Here is a 20,622-nt window from a genome sequence, read left to right on the forward strand (position 1 = left end):
ATTGCCGTTATTATTAAAACAAGGGGTATTATGAAAAAAACGTTACTTTTACTGCCGATGCTATTGTTTGCCAATATTGACAATATAGAATATAAAGGTTTAATACATATTTCTCCTGTCACTGCCAACAGTATTATCAAAATAAACAAAGGTGACAGTTTCAATGTTAAAAAAATTGACGAAAGCATTAAAGCATTATATAAAACAGGTTATTTTGAAACTATAAAAGCTGTAAAAAAAGACAATACACTGATTTTTGAATGTACGGAAAAACCGACAATTCTTGAAATCAATTTTGAAAATCTTTCTCCTGATTTGAAAAAACTGCTAAAAGAAAAAAGTTTTATGCCGAAAAAAGGCGAAATTTATTCTGAACAAAAAATAGACAATTTAAAAGAGTTTATAAAAGCATATTACCTTTCAAAAGGCTATTTCAATACTATTGTAAATGTGGATAAAAAATTTATTACCCCTACAACAGTTAAACTTACAATAGCAATTAAAAAAGGCGAAAAATTAGTTATTAAAAACGTTAATTTTTACGGTGCCAAAAAAATTCCGAAAAGCGAACTACTTGACCAGACTGAAAACAGACCAAGAACATTTTGGAGTATAATACCGTTTACCAACAGCGGAAAATTAAATATCTATAAATTAATCTCAGACAAGCAGGCTTTGCAGAATTATTATCTGAATTTAGGATTTATGGACGCATATGTAAGCGATCCCCTGGCCAAATCGAATTTTGACAATTACAGTGCTACTATAGATTATTCAATTCATGAAGGTATTAGATACATAGTAAAAAAAGTCAGCGTTAAATATCCTGAAAACATAAAAGTAAAACTTCCAAAATTAAATTTAGAAGCAGATAAATATTTCAATGTCTCTGCTTTAAGGGAAGATCTTAAAAACATAAAACACGCTTTCCAAAATGAAGGGTACGCATACGCAAAAGTTTATCCTGAAATCAAAAAAGACGGTTCAAACGCAATAATCACTTATGTGGTAATACCTGGAGAAATAGTATATATAAGAAACGTTATAATTAACGGAAACTCAAAAACTTTAGACAGGGTAGTCAGAAGAAGCGTATATCTTGCTCCGGGAGACAAATATTCTTATAAAGACCTGACCGATACCAAAAACGCCCTTCAAAGAAGCGGTTATCTTGAAGATGTTAAAATAAAAGAAAAAAAAGTTTCAAACAATCAGATAGACCTGTTTGTTAATGTAAAAGAAGGCCTTAGCGGATCTTTAAAAGCCGGAATCAGTTACGGAAGCTATTCAAAACTTGGATTTAACTTCTCTATTTCTGAAAAAAACGTTTTCGGAAGCGGACAGAGCTTAAGCGCTTCTATGGACTTTTCAAGCGTAAGCAGAACATACAAAATATCCCTGTTCAATCCTAGAATATTTGATACGAAATATTCATTTAACACATCTATATTCGACACTAAATTCGACGGTATATCTTATACCTCAAAACAAAAAGGTTTCACAGTAGGTGTAGGTAAACAGCTTTCAAGATTCGTAGGGGCCAATATTACTTACGGTTACACAAGAACAACCCTGACAGATTACAACACTACAGAATACACAATGCCTAAAAGTACAAAAAGCTACATTGTATCAACAGTGAGCTTTAACAACACAGATAATTACTTCTTTCCGACAACAGGTCAAAAAGCGTCATTATCTGTAGAATTTGCAGGTATCGGAGGAGATGAAAAATATGTCAAAACAATGGGACAGTACAAATTCTTCTATCCTTTAAAAGACAAAACTTACCAGACATACGCCGTATTAAAATACAGAGTTATTGCAGGAGCTATAGTTAACAACGGATACCTGCCTATAAACGAAAAATTTTATTTAGGAGGTATGAGCAGCGTAAGAGGTTTCAGCTCATACTCAATATCTCCTGTTGACAGCGAAGGAAATAAAATAGGAGGTAAGTACGAATTTATCACCGGTCCTGAAATATCAACACCTCTTAGTATTAAAAACAAATTATGGCTGAGCGGATTTATTGACTACGGTGCAATAGGAGAAAACAATCTTGATATTACAAGAAGTTCGTACGGTGTGGCATTAAACTGGATCACTCCAATGGGACCGCTTAGCTTTGTATGGTCATGGCCTATCAAATATGAAAACGGAGACGACCTTCAAAGATTCGACTTCAGCATAGGGGCAAGTTTCTAATTCTCTCCTATCTTACAATATAAGATTTAAACCCGTTAACACTATGATAAACTATTTTCCCGTATTTTATTGCAAAAACTTTTATAAGCATCTGCTGCAGCGAAGGCTGAATTGAAGGTGTAAACCATGCATCGTTACTCAAAGCAATCACATACTTAGGCTTCAGTTTATATAAACTCTCAACAGTCGCTTCATAGCATATGGCATTTATGAAATTATAAGCCGCAATTTTAAAAACACCGAATTTACTGCTTGTGGAATAGTCGCTCGCATCTCCGAAAAACAGCCGGTTAATCTCTTTTTGAAAAAAAGGCAGAGGAATATATTCGCCAAAAGGAACCAATACATGTTTATCCAGTATATCGACTTTTCCTTTTTCAAATACATAAGTTGAATTATAATACTTATGATTTTTATAATGTAAAGCTCCGGTAACTATAGTTATCTTGTTAGAAAGAGCTAAAAGCTTCTGCAAAAGCTCTGGATACAGGTTCAAAAAAAGAGGAAAAGCGGATTCAGGCAGAATCACAACGTCTTTATGCATATTTATTGCATTATTTATAATATGAAAATTATTTCTGATTTCTACAGGGATATAATTTTTCAGCCACTTTTTATCCTGAGGCACATCGGTGCTTGCAACATAGATATCTAATTTGGGCAATTTTACTTCAGCCGGTTTAAACAGCAGCGCTGCTGCCAAAAGAGCTAAACTTATCCATTTCAGCTCTTTATAAAACACAATAGCGGTAAAAAACAGCAACAGAACAATTTTTGACACGCCGAATATAGAATTGACAAACAATACTTCGGGTTTAAACCAGTCAAAAGTAAAAGGCGTAACATAATCAAATCCGAAAGCGAATACTGCAATTAAAAAAATCTTTGCTGCATAACTATTTTTTTTATAAACGAACCCGTAAATTTTATATATTAAAAAAAACAAAACGGCATAAAATAGAGCTATCAATACATCAATTACAGGTATCATCCACGAAAGATTATAATACCTGAAACTAAGCCCTATCCACCAAAACCAAAAAAGCCCTATAAAAAACCCTGTTCCGAACCATGCATGTTTTTTATGAAAAAACAGATAAAAACTCAGCAATAAAATAAATGTAAACAAAATTTTTAAGCCAAAATTAACCCCTAATTCATATTTCAGCAAAAAAAAGTTAATATATATAGGTAATGAGAAAAAAATTGCAAGTATTAAAGAATTTGTGTTAAAATTCTCTTTAAAAAAGGACAAACATGAATTTCTTATACGCACAAGCACCCGCAGGAGGTCAACCTTCACTTTTAGCATCACTACTTCCCTTAATTATTTTATTCGCTATTTTTTATTTTCTTGTAATTCTACCACAACAAAGACAGGCGAAAAAACATAAACAGATGGTTGAAGAGCTTAAAAAAGGCGATAAAATCATCACAACAGGCGGTATTATTGCAGAAGTCGTTAAAAACGAACCTGACTTTTTAAAAGTCAGAATTAACGACAGCGTTGAAGTAAAATTAGATAAAAGTGCAGTTGCAAGAAAGCTAAATGATGAAAAAGCTTAATTACAGATTAGTAATATTCATATTAGCGGCTATTTTCGGAATTGTTTTTACAATTCCGTCTTTTATCAATAAAGAGCCGAAAATCAATCTTGGTCTGGATCTGCAGGGCGGTATGTATTTAGTTTTAGGTGTAAAAGGAAATGAAGCGGTAAAAAGCAAAATTAAAACTATAGCATCTACAATTAAATACATAACTGACAAAAAAGAGCTGTTTATTGACAATTTAAAAACGACTGACAACAGTGTAAAATTCGAACTTATCGATAAAGACGACGCTCCTAAACTTGATAAAGAATTAAAAATTCTTAAAGGTGTCGTCATTCAAAAAACCCCTAAAAACGGTTCAATCGAATATGTAATTAAACTAACGCCTGAAGCTATTAAAAAAACAAAAGAAGACGCTTTAAATCAGGCTATTCAGACAATAAGAAGCAGACTTGACGCATTCGGTCTGGCAGAACCTACCGTTACAAAACAGGGTAAAGATAAAATATTAGTGGAATTGCCGGGTATTAAAACGCCAAAAGAACAAAAAAGCGTTCAGCAGCTTATTTCTACTTCAGCACATCTTGAACTTTATGCCGTTGATGACGAACACAGAGCCGTAACGCCAAAAGACGCGGCAAAATACGGAGATATTCTGCTTCCTAGCAAAAGCAATCCTAATATAAAATATCTGTTAAAAACGCCTCCTGTATTAGACGGCAGTATGATTACGGACGCAACGGTCGGATTTACCCAAAAAACAAACCAGCCTGCGATTTTCTTTACGTTAAATTCTCAGGGAGCTCAAATCTTCGGAGACTTTACCGGTAAAAACGTAGGAAAAAGACTTGCTATTGTAGTTGACAACAAAGTATATTCAGCACCTGTTATCCAGGAAAGAATAGGCGGAGGAAGCGGTCAGATTACAGTCGGAAGTCCGGAAGAAGCACACGTACTTGCAATTGCTCTTAGAAGCGGTTCACTTCCGGCTCCCGTAATGCTTCTGGAAAAAAGAAGTGTTGGTGCAAGCCTTGGAGCAGACTCTATCAGACAGTCCATGATCGCTTTGATCACAGGTTTTGTAGTGGTCGTGGTATTTATGGCCTGGTATTACAGCACTGCAGGTATTATTGCAGATATTGCGCTTGTTGTAAACCTGTTTTTAATTATTGCGATTATGGCGCTTTTCGGTGCCACCCTTACGCTTCCTGGTATGGCCGGTATTGTCCTTACTGTCGGTATGGCCGTGGATGCAAACGTTATTATTAACGAACGTATCAGAGAGCTCATACGGGAAGGAAAACCTATAAAAACAGCTATAGAAGGGGGTTATGCAAATGCTATGAGTGCAATTCTTGACGCCAATATCACAACACTGATCGCGGCACTCGCTCTTTTTGCTTACGGAACGGGAACAATTAAAGGTTTTGCCATCACCATGGCTATCGGTATTATGGCGAGTATGCTTACAGCAATCCTTGGAACACACGGAATCTGGGAATATCTGCTTGCCAGCGGTAAAAAAATAACAACAAAATCTTTTGGTATGAAGGTATAACATGGAATTGTTTAGAGACGAAAAAATATATGATTTTATGAGCAAAAGGATATTTTTCGTATCCGTATCTCTTATACTGATAGTTTTAAGCATTATTTCAATGATGACAAAAGGGTTCAACTGGGGAATTGATTTTAAAGGCGGTGTTGAAGTACAGGTAAGATTTGAAAAAAAGGCCGACCTTGCAAAAATAAGACAGCTTGTATCAAAAAAATATCCCGGAGCGAGTATTACGACATTCGGTAATCCGAACGAAGTTTTAATCAGACTCAGCGTTAAAAAAGCTTCAACCAACGTTCAAAACGACGTAGGAAATAAAATTGCCGAAATATTAAAACCTTTAGGCAAAGTGGATATAAGAAGAGTTGATATAGTAGGCGCAAAAGTCGGAAACGAATTAAAAGAAAAAGGCCTTGAAGCGTTTATTTTTTCAATAATAGGTATTTTGATTTATGTTGCTTTCAGGTTTGAATGGCGTTTTGCTGTTGCTTCAGTTTTAGCACTCTTCCATGATACTATTATTTCACTTGGAGCCGTAAGTTTTTTCCATATAGAAGTAAACCTTGACGTTCTTGCAGCTATTTTAACGTTAATGGGTTATTCCCTTAACGATACAATAGTCGTATTCGACAGGATCAGAGAGCAGGTAAGAGACAGTAAAATAAAAGATTTGGCGCTTTTAATTAACGACGCCGTTTCAAGAACACTCAGCAGAACGGTATTAACTTCACTGACAACATTCTTCGTTGTGTTGACACTGTATCTGTTCGGGGGAGAAATAATAAAACCGTTCAGTTTCACTCTTTTGGTAGGTATTATTGTAGGTACATACTCATCAATTTTCATTGCTTCTCCTCTTCTTATCTGGATGGGATTCAAAATTGACGATTACAGAAAAAAACTAGCCGAAAAAGAGAAAAAAAGAAAAGAAAAAGAAAAAATGAGACAAATGTATCAGGGCGGAGTCGTATAAACAATGAAAAATTTATCAATTAAAGGATAATTATGGATTGGGGAAAGGTAATATACGTTTTTTTTCAGTTAATGAGTTTAACAAGTGTGGCGGGGTTTTTATATGACCACAATAAAGTTGCGCTGTTTATTGCGCTCAGTCTGAACCTTATCTCCACAGTCCTAAAGATAGGCGTAAAAAACATTTTTGCAGCTGAACTGTTCGCAGCAAGTTTAGTTGCGGATTTACATCTTATACCCGCATTTATCTATCTTGAAATCAAAAACGATCTTCCTGCTGCCTACGCAATGGCAATAGGAGCCATGATCGCAAACATCGTAACAATTATATTAAGTTTCATAGAACTTGCTAAAACCAAAAACGACTGGGAATAACATAAATTTTAAAGGGAGCTAAATGAGAGAATACAATCCTAGCAGTATAGAAAAAAAATGGCAGAAAATCTGGGACGAAACAGACGCTTTCGAACCGAAAGAAGATTACACTCTTCCTAAAAAATATATCCTGAGCATGTTCCCGTACCCTAGCGGCAGAATTCATATGGGGCATGTAAGAAACTATTCTATAGGCGACGCAATTGCCAGATATTACAGAAAAAATGGATATAACGTATTACATCCTATAGGCTGGGACAGTTTCGGAATGCCGGCGGAAAATGCGGCTATCAAGCATAAAACGCATCCGAAAAAATGGACTTATGAAAATATAGACTATATGAGAAACGAACTTAAAAATTTAGGTCTTTCATTCAGCAAAAAAAGAGAATTTGCCACAAGTGACCCTGAATATACCAGATGGGAACAGGAATTCATAATCAAAATGTATGAAAACGGTCTTCTTGAAAGACGCACGCAAAAAGTCAACTGGTGCGAAACATGCCATACGGTTCTGGCAAATGAACAGGTTATCGACGGATGCTGCTGGAGATGCGACAATCCTATTGAAATCAAAGAACTTCCGGGATGGTATATTAAAATTACAAAATATGCGGACGAACTGCTTGAAGACATTGATACGAAACTCAGAGGCAACTGGCCGGACAGAGTTCTGACAATGCAGAAAAACTGGATAGGCAAATCTACGGGGCTTAAGTTTAAATTCAGCCTATCAGACGAAAGCAAAGAAAAACTAAACGGCAAATTTGACGGTTACGAAGTATTTACAACACGTCCTGACACTATTTACGGTGTAACATATTCAGCACTTGCGCCTGAACATCCTATTGTTGATTATATGCTTGAAAATAATCTTTTTGATAAAGAAACGGAAGAAAAAGTAAAACACATAAGAAGCATACTTCCAAAAGACAGACAGGCTATGGAAAAAGACGGTGTGTATCTGGGAATTGACGTAGTACATCCTCTAACAGGCGAAAAAGTACCTGTATGGCTTGCAAATTTTGTTTTGGTTGAATACGGAAGCGGTGCCGTTATGGCCGTTCCGGCTCATGACGAAAGAGATTTTGAATTCGCGACTAAATTCAACCTTCCTATAAAATGGGTAATTAAACCCCAAAACGGCGAACTTGACAAATCACAGGCTTACACAGGGGAAGGCGTTTTAATTAACAGCGGAGAATTTACCGGAATGAAAAACACCGAAGCAAAAGAAGCCATTATTAAAAAGATGGAAGAGCTTGGAATCGGTAAAAAAGAAGTAAACTACAGACTCCGTGACTGGGGAATCAGCCGTCAGAGATACTGGGGAGCGCCTCTTCCGTTTATCAAATGTCCAAACTGCGGTATAGTGCCTGAAAAACTTGAAAACCTGCCTGTAACACTTCCTGAAGACGTTGAAATTACAGGAAGCGGAAACCCTCTTGAAACACATCCTACATGGAAATATACAAAATGCCCTAAATGCGGAAGCGATGCTGAACGCGAAACGGATACAATGGATACGTTTGTACAGAGCAGCTGGTATCAGTTCAGATTTACTACGGATTTTCATAAATATCCTGACGTTCCTTTCAGAAAAGAAGACGTTAAGTATTTTGCGCCGGTAGATCAGTATATAGGCGGAATCGAACATGCGATTTTACATCTTCTTTATGCAAGATTCTTTACAAAAGCCCTCAGGGATTTAGGATATTTTGATATAGACGAACCGTTCAAAAAACTCTTAACTCAGGGGATGGTTCTAAAAGACGGCAGCAAAATGAGTAAATCAAAAGGAAACGTGGTAGACCCTGATGAAATCGTTGCAAAATACGGAGCAGACACTGCAAGACTGTTTATACTTTTCGCCGCACCGCCTGAGCAGGAGCTAGAATGGAGCGACAGCGCAGTAGAAGGAGCATTCAGATTTATCAACAGATTATATTTAAACACGGAAAAAGCATATAAAACGGATAAACTTCCTGAAATAGACGTGTCAAACCTTACAAAAGAAGAAAAAGAGGCAAGAAGAAAAGTCTATGAAACATTAAAAAGAAGCGAAGAGACATATACCAAAACGTTTGCTTTCAATACGCTTATAGCAAGCGCAATGGAGAGTTTAAACGCTCTAAATAAAATAGACAATAAAGACATATTTACAGAAGGTTACTGGATTATATTAAACGTACTTGAACCTATTATTCCTCACGTTGCACATGAAATAAGCGACGAATTGTTTAATTTAAACAATTTCAAACCTGTAAAAATAGACGAAAACGCCCTTAAAAAAGATGAAATAAACTATCCTGTAAGCGTAAACGGCAAAAAAAGAGCTGAAATCAGCGTAAGTGCAGAAGCTTCAAAAGAAGAAGTACTCTCACAGGCCAAAGAAGCAGTAAAAAAATATATCGACGGTAAAGAGATAGTAAAAGAAATATTTGTTCCTGGAAGAATAGTAAACATCGTCGTTAAAGGATAAATTTGAAAAAAATTTTTTTTAAAAAATTTCTTCTCTCTTTTTTTATTTTTAATTTTTCACTTTTTATTTTAACAGGATGCGGTTACAAACCAAGCTCAGTCTATCAAAAAAAAATAATAGGTAACGATATACAGGCCGTTGTTGACATTTCATCGAAAACGCCTAAAGAAAGCGCCTTTTTAAAAGATGCGCTTAATGATGCTGTATATTCTGTATTTGGAGCGAACCTGGTAAACAGCAACGCAAATACAAAAATAATACTTTCAATAAATTCTTCTTCTCTAAATCCTCTTGATTATGACCAAAACGGTTTTCCTATTCTTTACAGAAGCGCCGTAACTTTAAAAGCGGTAGTTATCGATAAATTCAACAAAAAACACGTATATACTGTAAACGGCAATTATGATTTTGCCGTTTCCGCAAACAGTATTATAAACGATCAGACGAAATTTGATTCATTCAAACAGGCTTCCATAAATGCGTTAAACAAGCTGCTTGCCGAAATCACAAAAGACGGAGTTAAAAATGACAATTAAAGAAATAGCAAAAAAAACACTGGCACATTTTAAAGAAAGCGGCTACGTATTTACTCCAGACGAATATAAAAATGTTTTTTGTAAAGAAGCCAAAAAAGCAAGGGTAATAATAAAAGACTGCAACAAAGTCGCCGAATACATCACCAAACTGGATAAAAAATATCAGATAATTGCAAAAAACTACAATATAAAAAATTTGGATGAGCTTATATTGTTTTTGATCAATTATTTAAACAGGGAAGATGCCAGCAAAGAAAAAGAAAACCTGGAAAATCTTTTTATTTATACTAAAAGAGCTTTAGATGTAATTGCCGTGCTGCCGATAATCAAGTCCAAAACAATAGCAGTTAAACATCTGGATTTCTTAAAACCTTATATGGAAAAAGAGGAATATGACAAATTAAGAAACGACTGGTTTGAATTCTTAAGCGAATTCGACTCCTCAATAGTACATAAAGGTGCGAGAATAGCCGGAATAAAAAGCGAAGACGCCCTAGAAGTAATAGACGCTCTTATCAAAAAATTCGAAGAATCCCCGGATCTTGAATTTCTTGTAGATTCAATTATTTATACTCTGACTCCAAGCTATGCCCCGTTTATGAGCAATGAAATTGCCATTCTTAAAAAACAGATTAAAGAAAACCATTCTTTTATATTAAGCAAAGCTTTTGCGGAAGATCTGAAAATACTTACCCAAAAAAGAATCAGACTGGACAAAGAAGAACTAAAAAGAAAACTTAAAGACTTAGATCAGATTGCCGAGAGACTCTCTATCAAAATCCTTAGAATTCTGGAAAAAACAGACGGATCGTCTCAGGAAATAAAAAACATAACCATCGAGCTGCAAAACTGGAGAAAAGACGAAGGAGATTTTGAAACAGTAAAAGAAAAACTCTTAACAATCGCCACGTCTATAGACAAAGAATTAAACCATTTCACTGAAGAGATGAAAAAAGAAGACGAAGAAATAGAAAAATTAAGACAAAAAGTACATTTCCTTGAAGGAAAACTTAAACAGCTGAGCAAAGAGGTAAAAACGGATTTCTTAACAGATATAGCAAATAAAAAAGCCGTAATGGACGAACTAAAAAAACAGGAATCAATATATAAAAGATACGGTACAAACTACTCAGTTGTGTTTTTTGACATAGACCACTTTAAAAATATAAACGACACTTACGGCCATGACGCGGGAGATGTTATTTTAAAATCTCTGGGACTGCTTTTTAAAAGATATGCGAGAGATATTGATATGATAGGAAGATTCGGAGGTGAAGAATTTGTGGCCATTCTTCCGAATACAGACAAAGAAGGTGCTTATAAGTTCGCCGAAAAATTAAGACAGATAATACAAAAAACAAAATTTATGTATAAAAACACCAGAATAGACGTTACGGTTTCCGGAGGGGTCGCAAGCAGAAATGAAACCAATTCAAGCGAAGAAACACTGAAACTAGCGGACAAACGCCTGTATCTTGCCAAAAGAAACGGAAGAAACAGAGTCTGTGCAGACGACAAATGCGTTTAACAATGGAGAATTGAAAATTGAGAATTGAGAATGAAAAATATGATATTTTTGAATTTTTAAACCTAAAGCCTCTTTTTTACAAAAAAATCGATCTTGAAAGAATGCCAAAAACATACAAACTGATAAAAAACAGCATAAACATACCTCCCGTTATACATATAATAGGCACGAACGGCAAAGGCAGCACAGGCAGATTTTTAGCCCATACTCTTCTAAAAAGAGGCTATAGCGTTGGACATTATACATCACCTCATATTTTAGAATTTAACGAAAGAATATGGATTAACGGTGAAAATATCAGAAATGAAAAACTTGAAGAAATTCATCAGCGTCTCCAGACACTGCTGCCGAAACATATTATAAACTCCCTGAGTTATTTTGAATACACCACCCTGCTTGCGGCGCTTGCTTTTGAAGGACTTGATTTTGTAATAATGGAAGCAGGATTAGGAGGAGAATTTGACGCGACAAATGTATTTAACAAAAAAATTTCACTGGTAACTACGATAGATTACGATCACCAGAGTTTTTTGGGAAACACAATTGAAGAAATTGCCACAACAAAATTAAACTCAATCGAAAAAGAAGCAATTATCGGAAAACAGATACATAATAAATTGAGAATTGAGAATGAAGAATGGAGAATTACTGATTTTGCAAAAAAAATCAAACCAAATTCTAAAATATATGATTACTTGGAGTTTTTTAAAAAAAATGAAATAAAAGATTTAAAAAAAGAGTTTAAATTCGCGCCTTTTCTGTTTGAGAATTATCTGCTGGCCATGAGCTTTTTAAAAAAAGAAAATATTCATTTCAGTATTGACGACATCAAAGACCTGACACTTCCCGGAAGAATGCAGGAAATCGAAAAAAGCCTTTGGATAGACGTAGGACACAATCCGTTAGCGGCCAGAGAGATAGTTAAAACACTTCAAACGAAAGTCAATCTCGTTTATAATACTTACAGTGATAAAGATTATGAAGAAATACTTAAAATATTAAAACCGAAAATCAACAAACTTTACCTCATCGATGTTGAAAACGAAAGAATTGAAAAACCTGAAAACATCAGAAAAACAGCACAAAACCTCGGCATTGAAATAAAAGAGTTCAAAGAAATAAAAAAACCTATGCTGGTTTTCGGCAGTTTCAGTGTAGTTGAAGAATTTTTAAGGAGAAACTTTGCAGGCAAAAATATATGAACATCTTCTAAATCAAAAGACGGATATAGTAACCTCTTCTCAAAAAGAGGCTCTGCTTGGTGGAGAAGTTTATAAATATTTAAATATCCCCTACGTTGTCTTTCCGGATTTCAGAGCGGTTTTAGGAGATGATTTAAGAAGTTTCAGAACGGAAATTTTTGAGCTTAACAACGCTTTATATAAATTTTATAATGAAAACTCATATTTTATTTCGCCATATACCACCGTATTAAAAAAGCTGCCGGTAAAAAAATATTATAAAGACATTGTCTTGGAATTCGGTGACGACATTAATCTAAATGAACTGAAAGAAAAACTGGTTCTTTGGGGATACGAACATGTGGATATAGTAAGTGAAAAAGGAGAAGTAAGCTTCAGGGGAGACATATTTGACATATGGCCGATAAACCTGGATAAACCCGTAAGGGTTTCCCTTTTTGATACTGAAATAGAGAGTATAAGAATTTTCGAAGAAACGGACCAGAAAAGCATTGAAGAAATTGAAAGTTTCAAAATAATACCGGCCATAGCGGCACTGGACAAAAATGAATACAATGAAATACTGGATAAAATCAACAAAAGCGAATTTTCCGCATTTTACAAGGATTTTTATTCATTAGGCTTTTGGTACCTGCAAAGGGATTTTCTTGACGGTTTTTCGATACTTTACGATATAAGCCAGGAAATTCAGGAATATAAAGAGTTTCATAAAGAATTTAATACATATATTGAAAAAGCTCCTTTAATCCCTAACGGGAAATGTAAAGATATTACTGTAAAAAACATTAAAGAATATCTCTCATTACACAAAAACCAAAAAATAGAAATACTGGCTAAAAACGAAGTGTTATTAAAAGAAGCTGATATTTATGAAGACATAAAACTGAAAGCCCCTTTGGTCAAATGGATAAAAAGTTCCGCTCACGTAAATATTTCATGCCCCGAAAAAACAGTAATTTCATTAAATCCGCCTGAATTTGAAAAAAGAAAAAAAACCTCCCTGGTTCTTGACGAACTGAAAAAAGGTGATTTCGTTGTTCATGAATCACACGGCATCGGAAAATTTAACGGACTGAAAAAAGTTGAAATATTAGGAAAAGTAAGCGAATATGCGGAAATATTATACGCAAACGACGACAAACTGCTTTTACCTGTAGAAAATCTAAATTTAATAGAAAAATATATTGCCCCCGGAGGTGTAATTCCGGCTCTCGATAAACTCGGAAAAGGCACATTCGCTAAAAAAAGAGAAAAAATTAAAGAAAAAATTTTCGCAATGGCTGCCGATATTATCAAACTCCAGGCACAAAGGGAACTTATAAAACCGGCTCCTTTAAATTTTGAAGGCGTAAAAGAATTTATCGATAAAGCGCCTTTTATTCATACACCGGACCAAAAAGAGACAATAAACGCTATTTTAGAAGATTTTAAAACAAAAGTAATGGACAGACTGTTAAGCGGAGACGTCGGATTCGGAAAAACGGAAGTGGCGATGGTTGCAAGTTTTGTAGTGGCAAAATCCGGCTATCAGGTGGCCGTTATAGCACCTACTACAATTTTGGTCAACCAGCATTTCGAAAGTTTTAAAGAAAGATTTAAAGATTATCCCGACATAAAAATAGCCAAACTGGACAGGTTTACATCTTCTAAAGAAAAAAAAGAAATAACCGAAGGCGTAAAAAACGGAGAAATAAAAATTTTAATCTCAACTCATGCGGGTTTAAATCTTAAATATAAAAATTTAGGTCTGGTTATAATAGACGAAGAACATAAATTCGGCGTAAAACAGAAAGAAAAATTAAAAGAACTGGCAAAAGACGTTCATACACTTTACATGTCTGCCACTCCGATACCGAGAACCCTGAACATGGCGCTTTCTCAGGTTAAATCTATTTCCACCCTGGAAACGGCTCCAAAAGGGAAAAAATCTACAAAAACATTTGTAAAAGAATGGAATGAAAATCTCATTAAAGAAGTTATTTTAAGAGAACTAAGGCGCGGAGGACAGATATTTTATATTTACAACAACATAGCTTACATAGAACAAAAGAAAAAAGAGCTTCAAAATATTCTTCCGGATCTTAGAATACTTGTTTTACATGCCAAACTCACTCCTTCACAAATCGAAAAAGGCCTTGTGGATTTTATAGCGGGCAAATACGACCTGGCGCTTACAACCACCATAGTCGAAAGCGGAATACATATACCTAATGTAAACACCGTAATAGTGGAAAACGCCGACAAATTCGGAATAGCTGATCTTCATCAGATAAGAGGCAGAGTGGGAAGAGGAAAACACGAAGGTTATGCATACTTTTTAGTTAAAAATAAAGACGAATTAAGTGAAGACGCAAAAAAAAGGCTTTTGGCGCTTGAAGAAAATTCATTCCTCGGAAGCGGACAGGTGCTTGCCATGAGAGATCTGGAAATCAGAGGCGGCGGCAACATATTGGGTGCACAGCAGTCAGGACAGATAAAAGGCGTAGGTTATTCCATGTATGTAAAAATGCTTGAAGACACTTTAAAAGAGCTAAGCGGCAATAAAATTCAGGAAAACGAAACAGAAGTAAAACTTAACATTAACGCATACATATCAGACGAAGTAGTTAAAGAAGACAGATTAAGACTTGATTTATACAAACGTTTTTCAAATGCAAAAACAATTAAAGAAATATACGAACTCGAAAAAGAAATGATAGACAGGTTTTCAAAACTGGACAAGCCGACACGCAATTTTATTGAAAAAATGAAAGTCAAAGTGCTGGCTCAGGACAAAGGAATAAAATCTATATCCAATTACGGTGAAAACATAACTATTATCTATTCTGACGACAAAAAAGAATTTATAAAAGCGCCTGCAAAAGACGACGATATAATTTTAGAAACTATTATTACGAAACTTAAAGATATTTGATATAATTTTATCCCCCCTTTTTTTGGAGAGATGGCCGAGTGGTTTAAGGCGCACGCCTGGAACGCGTGTGTGGGTTAACGCCCACCGAGGGTTCGAATCCCTCTCTCTCCGCCATTACTTCAAACTTACGTAAATTCAGTATTTTTAAAAAATAAACAAGGTAAGTGTCAGTTGTTTTTAGCGGATTTTTACTGATAATTTAACTGACAATTTTAAATGACTTATATTCTAATCTACTTTAATCAAAATAATATTGAAAACCCCTTGAAGAATCTCTTTTTTTTCATGAGTATTATAATTTTCTGTAAAATAATATACTAAATTAACCAGATTTATATTTTTTATTTTATATCCTTGATTTAATTTTATTTTTATTTTATTTATTCCTTTATCTGGTTTAGATTCTGATAATTGTGTGATAAAATTGTGCGAAAAAATTTTATTTCCTTTCAAAAACAAAGGGGAATTGGACAAATAAACTTTTTTTAATTCTTCTTGACAATCAAATGATTCCCCCAAATGTATATCACCTAAACCTAATTCTAAAATTATTTCTTCAGGTTTCAAATAGGAATTATTGTCAGTTTTATATATATGTTTATTATTTTCAATAAATTTATTATAAAAATAATTATGATTTGTATAAATAAACAAACTTTTTTTTGCCCTTGTTACTGCCACGTAATATTTTCTTATTAAATTTTCATCTAAATTTTCATTATATTTGTTGTTTTCATCCATAATTATTACATTTTCAAACTCTTTGCCTTTTGCTTTATGGATGGTGCTGATTGTGATTCTTGAAGTAGAGGATTTAAAAAATTCATCGTCCAAATCATCAATAAGAGCTTTCCAAGCCTCATAAGTAAAACTTTCTTTATTTTTTACATATGAAATCAGTTCATAAACATAATGGAAATTTCTTGAAAAGGAAAGGTGTGAAATTCTCGCTAATGCTTTGTTTAATATTTCTTCTGTAAGTATTTTCTCTTCTTGAAGATTTTCTATTATTGCATTGTCAAATTCCTTAATTTCAAACAAATCGCTCCACTTGAATTTTTGTTTATCAAGTATAAGTTTAGATTTAATGTTGTATTTGTTTAAAAGAGACTTTAGTGTCAAGGCAGTGTCGTTGCTGTGTGTTAATATTGCAATTTCCCGTTCAATTCCTATGTCCATTATTTTTGCAACTACCGGTTCATAGAGATTTGGTGAAAAAAATTTGATTATCTCTATAATTCCTTTTTCTTTTTTTACAGGCACTATATCCGTTCTTTTTTTTCTGGATTTTATCTTTTTTATAAATTCATTGGAATATTCGACTATATTCTCTGTACTTCTGAAATTTTTACTTAAACTGAAACTCACCTTTTCTTTTGTATCCAAAAGCTCCCAAAAATCATCAAAAAACTTAACTGATGAACCTGTAAAATCCATTATCATCTGGTCGTCGTCACCAACAGCAACTATTTCTCTTATTCCCGAATATTTAATTATCTCTTTAACAATTTCAAACGTTTTAGGGGTAATATCCTGGTATTCGTCTAAATACAACACCGATTTTACAGGAATTATTTCTTTTTTTATCTCAGGTTCCAAGCACAAAAATTTATCAAATATATAATTATTGTCTTTTTGAGTACTTATATTTTTACTGTTTTCTCCGAGAATATAATATAAATAAGAATGAAACGTATGAATATCCAGTTTATATACATCATTTCCTATCAAATCATATAGCCTGTCTTTAAACTCAATCATTGCGGTTCTGGTATAAGTCAGCATTAAAAACAGTTCCGGATTTACTTTTTCGTTATTTAAAATAAGATTAGCAATTTTATTTACAAGCGTTTTTGTCTTTCCGCTTCCAGGACCTGCCAATACAAGCATTTGCCTTTTTTTGCTGTTTACAATTTCTTTTTGTTCATCGGTTAAACTTTCAAAAATCTGTTTATGCTTTGTTTTGGTAATGAAATATCCAATATATTGTTTTACAAATTTAATGTGTTTTTTAATAAAATCATCTATAGGCATTAAAAAATAATTTTTTAGAAATTCGGAAGTGTTTGAATTTGTCTGTCTTATTAAAAATTCGTTCATGATATGTATTTTTTTTCTTTTGTTTTCATAATACGGTTTTTTTCTTTTTTCATACATTTCATTTGTGTATTGGTTTATGTGTTTTTTTACTTTTAAAATATATTGAGGATAATAAATAAAAACACCGTCTATTAGTGTTATAGCTTTTGCATAATGCAAAAAAACAAGATAATCATTAATTTCTTTTTCTTTCAAATTCGGAAATTCTTTTTTTATGTCAGAAAATTTGACGGTTGTTTTGTTTTCTAATATTTTTTTGTAAATTCTATACGAATAATTAAGTCTGTTATTGATTTTTTCTTTAAATTTATCAATATTTTGTGTTTTTAATTTCCATAAACTAAGTTTCTTATCAAGTCTTTTAATTTCGGTATATTCTTTCCAGTTGTTTAAAATTCTCTCTAATATTTCTATGATTTTCTTATTGTTTTGTTTATTGTATTTTTGAAATCTTTTGTCTTCGCTTTGTTTAAAATTTTCAGCAATTTCGCGCAGTTTTAAAATTTCTTCACCGTTTGTTATATTTTCTATTAAAAATCTCTCCAAAGCAAAATAGAGCCACTGAACCGGTTTGTTAATTTTAAAATGGATATCCACTTCTTCACTTATTATCTCTTTATCTTTTAACTCTTTTACGGCTTCAATAATTTCTTTTTCGTTTCTGCCTAATAAAAATGCGGCTTCGGCTATGTCAAGCGTTTTTCTTGATTTTTTCTTTATTAGGTTATAAATTTCAAAAGCAAGATTGATTTCTTTGCTACCAACATCCAGTAATTTTCTTACCTTTACAATATCGGTTATTTCTATCGCTGTTGCATAAATATTGTAGTTGTTGCTTTCTCTTTCAATTAAACCTTCTTCTGTCAGTTCTGTAATAATGTCGTTAAGTCTTTGTTTATATTCTTCGGAATCTATATCTATATTTAATTTTGATTTTAAGGCAAGTTCTACGGGAGTTATGTATATTTTGTCTTTTTTATAGTCTTTTATAGCCTGATAAACAGCTTGAATTTCTTCTCTTGTAATAATTGAGCTTTTTAATCTATGCAAATATTTGTCGAAGTCTCCCTCATAATACAAACTGATACATTCGGCTTGAGGTACAAGTTTTTTATCCCTTCCGGCTCTTCCGGATTCCTGCATATAATCTTCTATGTTTTGTGACGGGGTAAAATGAATTACACTTTCAATATCAGGCTTATCAACTCCCATACCAAAAGCCGTGGTTGAAACTATAATATCTATATGATTGTCAAGAAAATTTTGCAAAATTTCTTCTCTGTTTTCTTTTTTTGAATGGAAACTCTCAACTCTTAAACCGCTTTCAATATTTAATCTTTGTGCTACTTCATCGCAATCCTTAATACTGTTTGGAATATAAATAATTTGTTTAGGTTTCACCAACTTTAAAAGTTCTTTATATTTTTCCTCAAAAATATCTTTTTTATTTTCAGCATTGATTTTTATAACTTTATAAATTAAATTATTTCTTTTGTTATCGGCTATAAATTCTTCAAATCTGATATTTAATTTATCATAAAAATAATCTTTAATATCTTTAATAACTTCCTTTGAAGCGGTTGCACTAAATAATGAAATAGGTGGTATTTCTTCATTATATATTTCTTTTAAAAAATCGGCTATATATCTGTAATCAGGTCTGAAATCGTGTCCCCACATTGATATACAATGTGCTTCGTCTATTACAACCCTTGATAAATCTCTTTTTTTTAAAATACCTCTTATTGTCTTAAAACGCAAGGATTCGGGCGCAATATACAACAAATTCACAATACCATTTTCCACATCCTCGATAAGCTTTTTTCTTTCACTTGGAGATAAAAATCCGCTTAATGCTCCGGCTTTTACGGATGTATTGTATTTTTTATTAAATCCTTCTATCTGGTCTCTCATTAATGACCGTAGTGGAGAGATGACAAGTGTAAGTCTTTGAAAATTTTCGGCTTCAAATATAGCCGGTATCTGATAACAAAGGCTTTTTCCTCCTCCTGTGGGTAAAATTGCGAGAATATTTTTATTGTTTAATGCCGTGTTTATAATATCTTCCTGGGAAATTTCCCTGTTTTCAAAAATGTTTTTTTCAAGAGGTTTGAATTTTCTAAATTCAAATTCATTACACTCAAGTAGATTCTGGACATAGTTTTTTAAAGATTTTATTTTTTTTAATACCAATTTTTTTTCAACTTTATATAAATTTTCAATATTTTTGTATGCAAAAGGCGGCACAGGCTTTTTTAGGTATTTTGACATTAAAATAATTGCAATTTCAAATGAATTTCTTAATATATACTCTTTGTCTATATTTTCAAAATAATTATTGATTATCTCAAAAACCACTTTTTCATCAATTTTTACCAAATCCAATCCGGTATACTTGAAAAATCCTTTATAATATTCATTATCTTTGAGAAAATAAAAAAGAGTGTGCTTCAATTCTTTGGGTAATGTTTTAAAGGTTTCGCATAATTCTACAAACAATTGAAGTGATTCTTTTGCGTCTTTTAAAGGGTTGTTTTGTTTTTCTTCGCGTTTATATTCCTTATCCAGCGAAAGAGACGATTTTTTACTAAACAAAATTGATAAATACAATGTGTCAATGAAATTTTTCTTCCTTAATGCGTTCTGAAAATTTTTTGTAAAATTTACTTTTTTATAATAAAAAGAATAACTCAACAAAACAGGGACATCATAATTTATAATATTATGTCCGCATATAAAATTAATACTTTCATTATTTAAAATAAATTCCTGAAATCCGTTTATTGTAAATAAATTACCGCCTGGTTGAGTTGCCACTATTTTTTCATCGTTTATTGTGTCAATATCTATAAAAATCAATTTAAAATCCATTGCTATTTTAATATACTGAATTAATTCTTTTTCACTTATTCCAAAATTTTCAAAATTTTTGCATTTAATAACAAGATGTCTTTTTGAAGTGTTTTTGATATTATTTATGTCTTCTTCAAGCCAGTATTTTTGAGAGGGCAGGTTGTAATTATCCATATCATCGTAATCTATAAATTTCCAGTCTTTTTTATAAACAAAGTAATTGTTTTTGATTAAGTTTGTTATTTGTTTATAATCGGCCTCTCCAATATCCAATAATTTCAATTTATTTTCCCCTAAAAAATTTAAAGATTAATATGAAACACCTAAATAATTTTCCAATTCT

Annotated in this window: 12 protein-coding genes and 1 tRNA gene; 11 read left to right on the top strand and 2 right to left on the bottom strand. The window is 33.0% G+C overall.

Features of this window, described 5'->3' with window-relative positions; genetic code table 11:
* The first annotated feature begins 30 nt into the window (after nucleotides 1-30).
* On the top strand, nucleotides 31-2,208 hold the full coding sequence (gene bamA / locus C3L23_RS07705; RefSeq protein WP_127681467.1) for an outer membrane protein assembly factor BamA: 2,178 nt from the start codon (nucleotides 31-33) through the stop codon (nucleotides 2,206-2,208).
* 7 nt (nucleotides 2,209-2,215) lie between these two features.
* Here the strand turns inward: bamA and C3L23_RS07710 are convergent, their stop codons facing one another.
* Complete coding sequence (locus C3L23_RS07710; protein ID WP_246831119.1) at nucleotides 2,216-3,520, bottom strand: apolipoprotein N-acyltransferase; 1,305 nt, start codon at nucleotides 3,518-3,520, stop codon at nucleotides 2,216-2,218.
* Here C3L23_RS07710 and yajC point away from each other — a divergent pair.
* From yajC to C3L23_RS07760, 10 genes are all read left to right on the top strand, one after another.
* The gene (gene yajC, locus C3L23_RS07715; RefSeq protein WP_127681471.1) at nucleotides 3,466-3,774 is read left to right on the top strand and encodes a preprotein translocase subunit YajC; all 309 of its coding nucleotides are present in this window, start codon (nucleotides 3,466-3,468) and stop codon (nucleotides 3,772-3,774) included. The genes C3L23_RS07710 and yajC overlap by 55 nt on opposite strands.
* Nucleotides 3,761-5,317, top strand: coding sequence for a protein translocase subunit SecD (gene secD, locus C3L23_RS07720; RefSeq protein ID WP_127681473.1), 1,557 nt, complete (start codon nucleotides 3,761-3,763; stop codon nucleotides 5,315-5,317). Before yajC ends, secD begins: the two co-directional genes overlap by 14 nt.
* Before the next feature lies 1 nt (nucleotide 5,318).
* The gene (gene secF, locus C3L23_RS07725) at nucleotides 5,319-6,290 is read left to right on the top strand and encodes a protein translocase subunit SecF (protein WP_127681475.1); all 972 of its coding nucleotides are present in this window, start codon (nucleotides 5,319-5,321) and stop codon (nucleotides 6,288-6,290) included.
* Nucleotides 6,291-6,322: 32 nt separating this feature from the next.
* A complete protein-coding gene (locus C3L23_RS07730; RefSeq protein ID WP_127681477.1) occupies nucleotides 6,323-6,664 on the top strand; it encodes a DUF6394 family protein in 342 nt (113 codons plus the stop codon).
* A gap of 22 nt (nucleotides 6,665-6,686) precedes the next feature.
* Entirely contained in the window at nucleotides 6,687-9,146 is a 2,460-nt protein-coding gene (gene leuS / locus C3L23_RS07735) for a leucine--tRNA ligase (RefSeq protein WP_127681479.1), read from the top strand.
* A gap of 2 nt (nucleotides 9,147-9,148) precedes the next feature.
* A complete protein-coding gene (locus C3L23_RS07740) occupies nucleotides 9,149-9,682 on the top strand; it encodes a hypothetical protein (protein WP_127681481.1) in 534 nt (177 codons plus the stop codon).
* Nucleotides 9,672-11,210 carry a GGDEF domain-containing protein gene (locus tag C3L23_RS07745; RefSeq protein WP_127681483.1) on the top strand — a complete coding sequence of 513 codons (1,539 nt, stop codon included), beginning with the start codon at nucleotides 9,672-9,674 and terminating at the stop codon, nucleotides 11,208-11,210. Before C3L23_RS07740 ends, C3L23_RS07745 begins: the two co-directional genes overlap by 11 nt.
* A 17-nt stretch (nucleotides 11,211-11,227) precedes the next feature.
* Entirely contained in the window at nucleotides 11,228-12,412 is a 1,185-nt protein-coding gene (locus tag C3L23_RS07750) for a folylpolyglutamate synthase/dihydrofolate synthase family protein (protein ID WP_127681485.1), read from the top strand.
* Nucleotides 12,393-15,326: a DEAD/DEAH box helicase gene (locus C3L23_RS07755; RefSeq protein ID WP_127681487.1), complete on the top strand. Its 2,934-nt coding sequence runs from the start codon at nucleotides 12,393-12,395 to the stop codon at nucleotides 15,324-15,326. The genes C3L23_RS07750 and C3L23_RS07755 overlap by 20 nt, the downstream gene beginning before the upstream one ends.
* 24 nt (nucleotides 15,327-15,350) lie before the next feature.
* Nucleotides 15,351-15,440: transfer RNA gene (locus C3L23_RS07760), tRNA-Ser, on the top strand.
* A 114-nt stretch (nucleotides 15,441-15,554) separates the two neighbouring features.
* Here the strand turns inward: C3L23_RS07760 and C3L23_RS07765 are convergent.
* Nucleotides 15,555-20,552, bottom strand: a complete 4,998-nt coding sequence (locus C3L23_RS07765) for a RecQ family ATP-dependent DNA helicase (protein ID WP_168175728.1) — start codon at nucleotides 20,550-20,552, stop codon at nucleotides 15,555-15,557.
* Between the last annotated feature and the right edge of the window lie 70 nt (nucleotides 20,553-20,622).

Origin of the sequence: Nautilia sp. PV-1, assembly GCF_004006315.1 — a bacterium.
Taxonomy (GTDB): domain Bacteria; phylum Campylobacterota; class Campylobacteria; order Campylobacterales; family Nautiliaceae; genus Nautilia; species Nautilia profundicola_A.

Bases quoted from the DNA above. Each gene is read 5' to 3' on its own strand.
- C3L23_RS07745 (WP_127681483.1), top strand. From the start codon at position 9,672: ATGACAATTAAAGAAATAGCAAAAAAAACACTGGCACATTTTAAAGAA.
- yajC (WP_127681471.1), top strand. From the start codon at position 3,466: ATGAATTTCTTATACGCACAAGCACCCGCAGGAGGTCAACCTTCACTT.
- bamA (WP_127681467.1), top strand. From the start codon at position 31: ATGAAAAAAACGTTACTTTTACTGCCGATGCTATTGTTTGCCAATATT.
- secD (WP_127681473.1), top strand. From the start codon at position 3,761: ATGAAAAAGCTTAATTACAGATTAGTAATATTCATATTAGCGGCTATT.
- C3L23_RS07710 (WP_246831119.1), bottom strand. From the start codon at position 3,520: ATGCTAAAAGTGAAGGTTGACCTCCTGCGGGTGCTTGTGCGTATAAGA.
- leuS (WP_127681479.1), top strand. From the start codon at position 6,687: ATGAGAGAATACAATCCTAGCAGTATAGAAAAAAAATGGCAGAAAATC.
- C3L23_RS07730 (WP_127681477.1), top strand. From the start codon at position 6,323: ATGGATTGGGGAAAGGTAATATACGTTTTTTTTCAGTTAATGAGTTTA.
- secF (WP_127681475.1), top strand. From the start codon at position 5,319: ATGGAATTGTTTAGAGACGAAAAAATATATGATTTTATGAGCAAAAGG.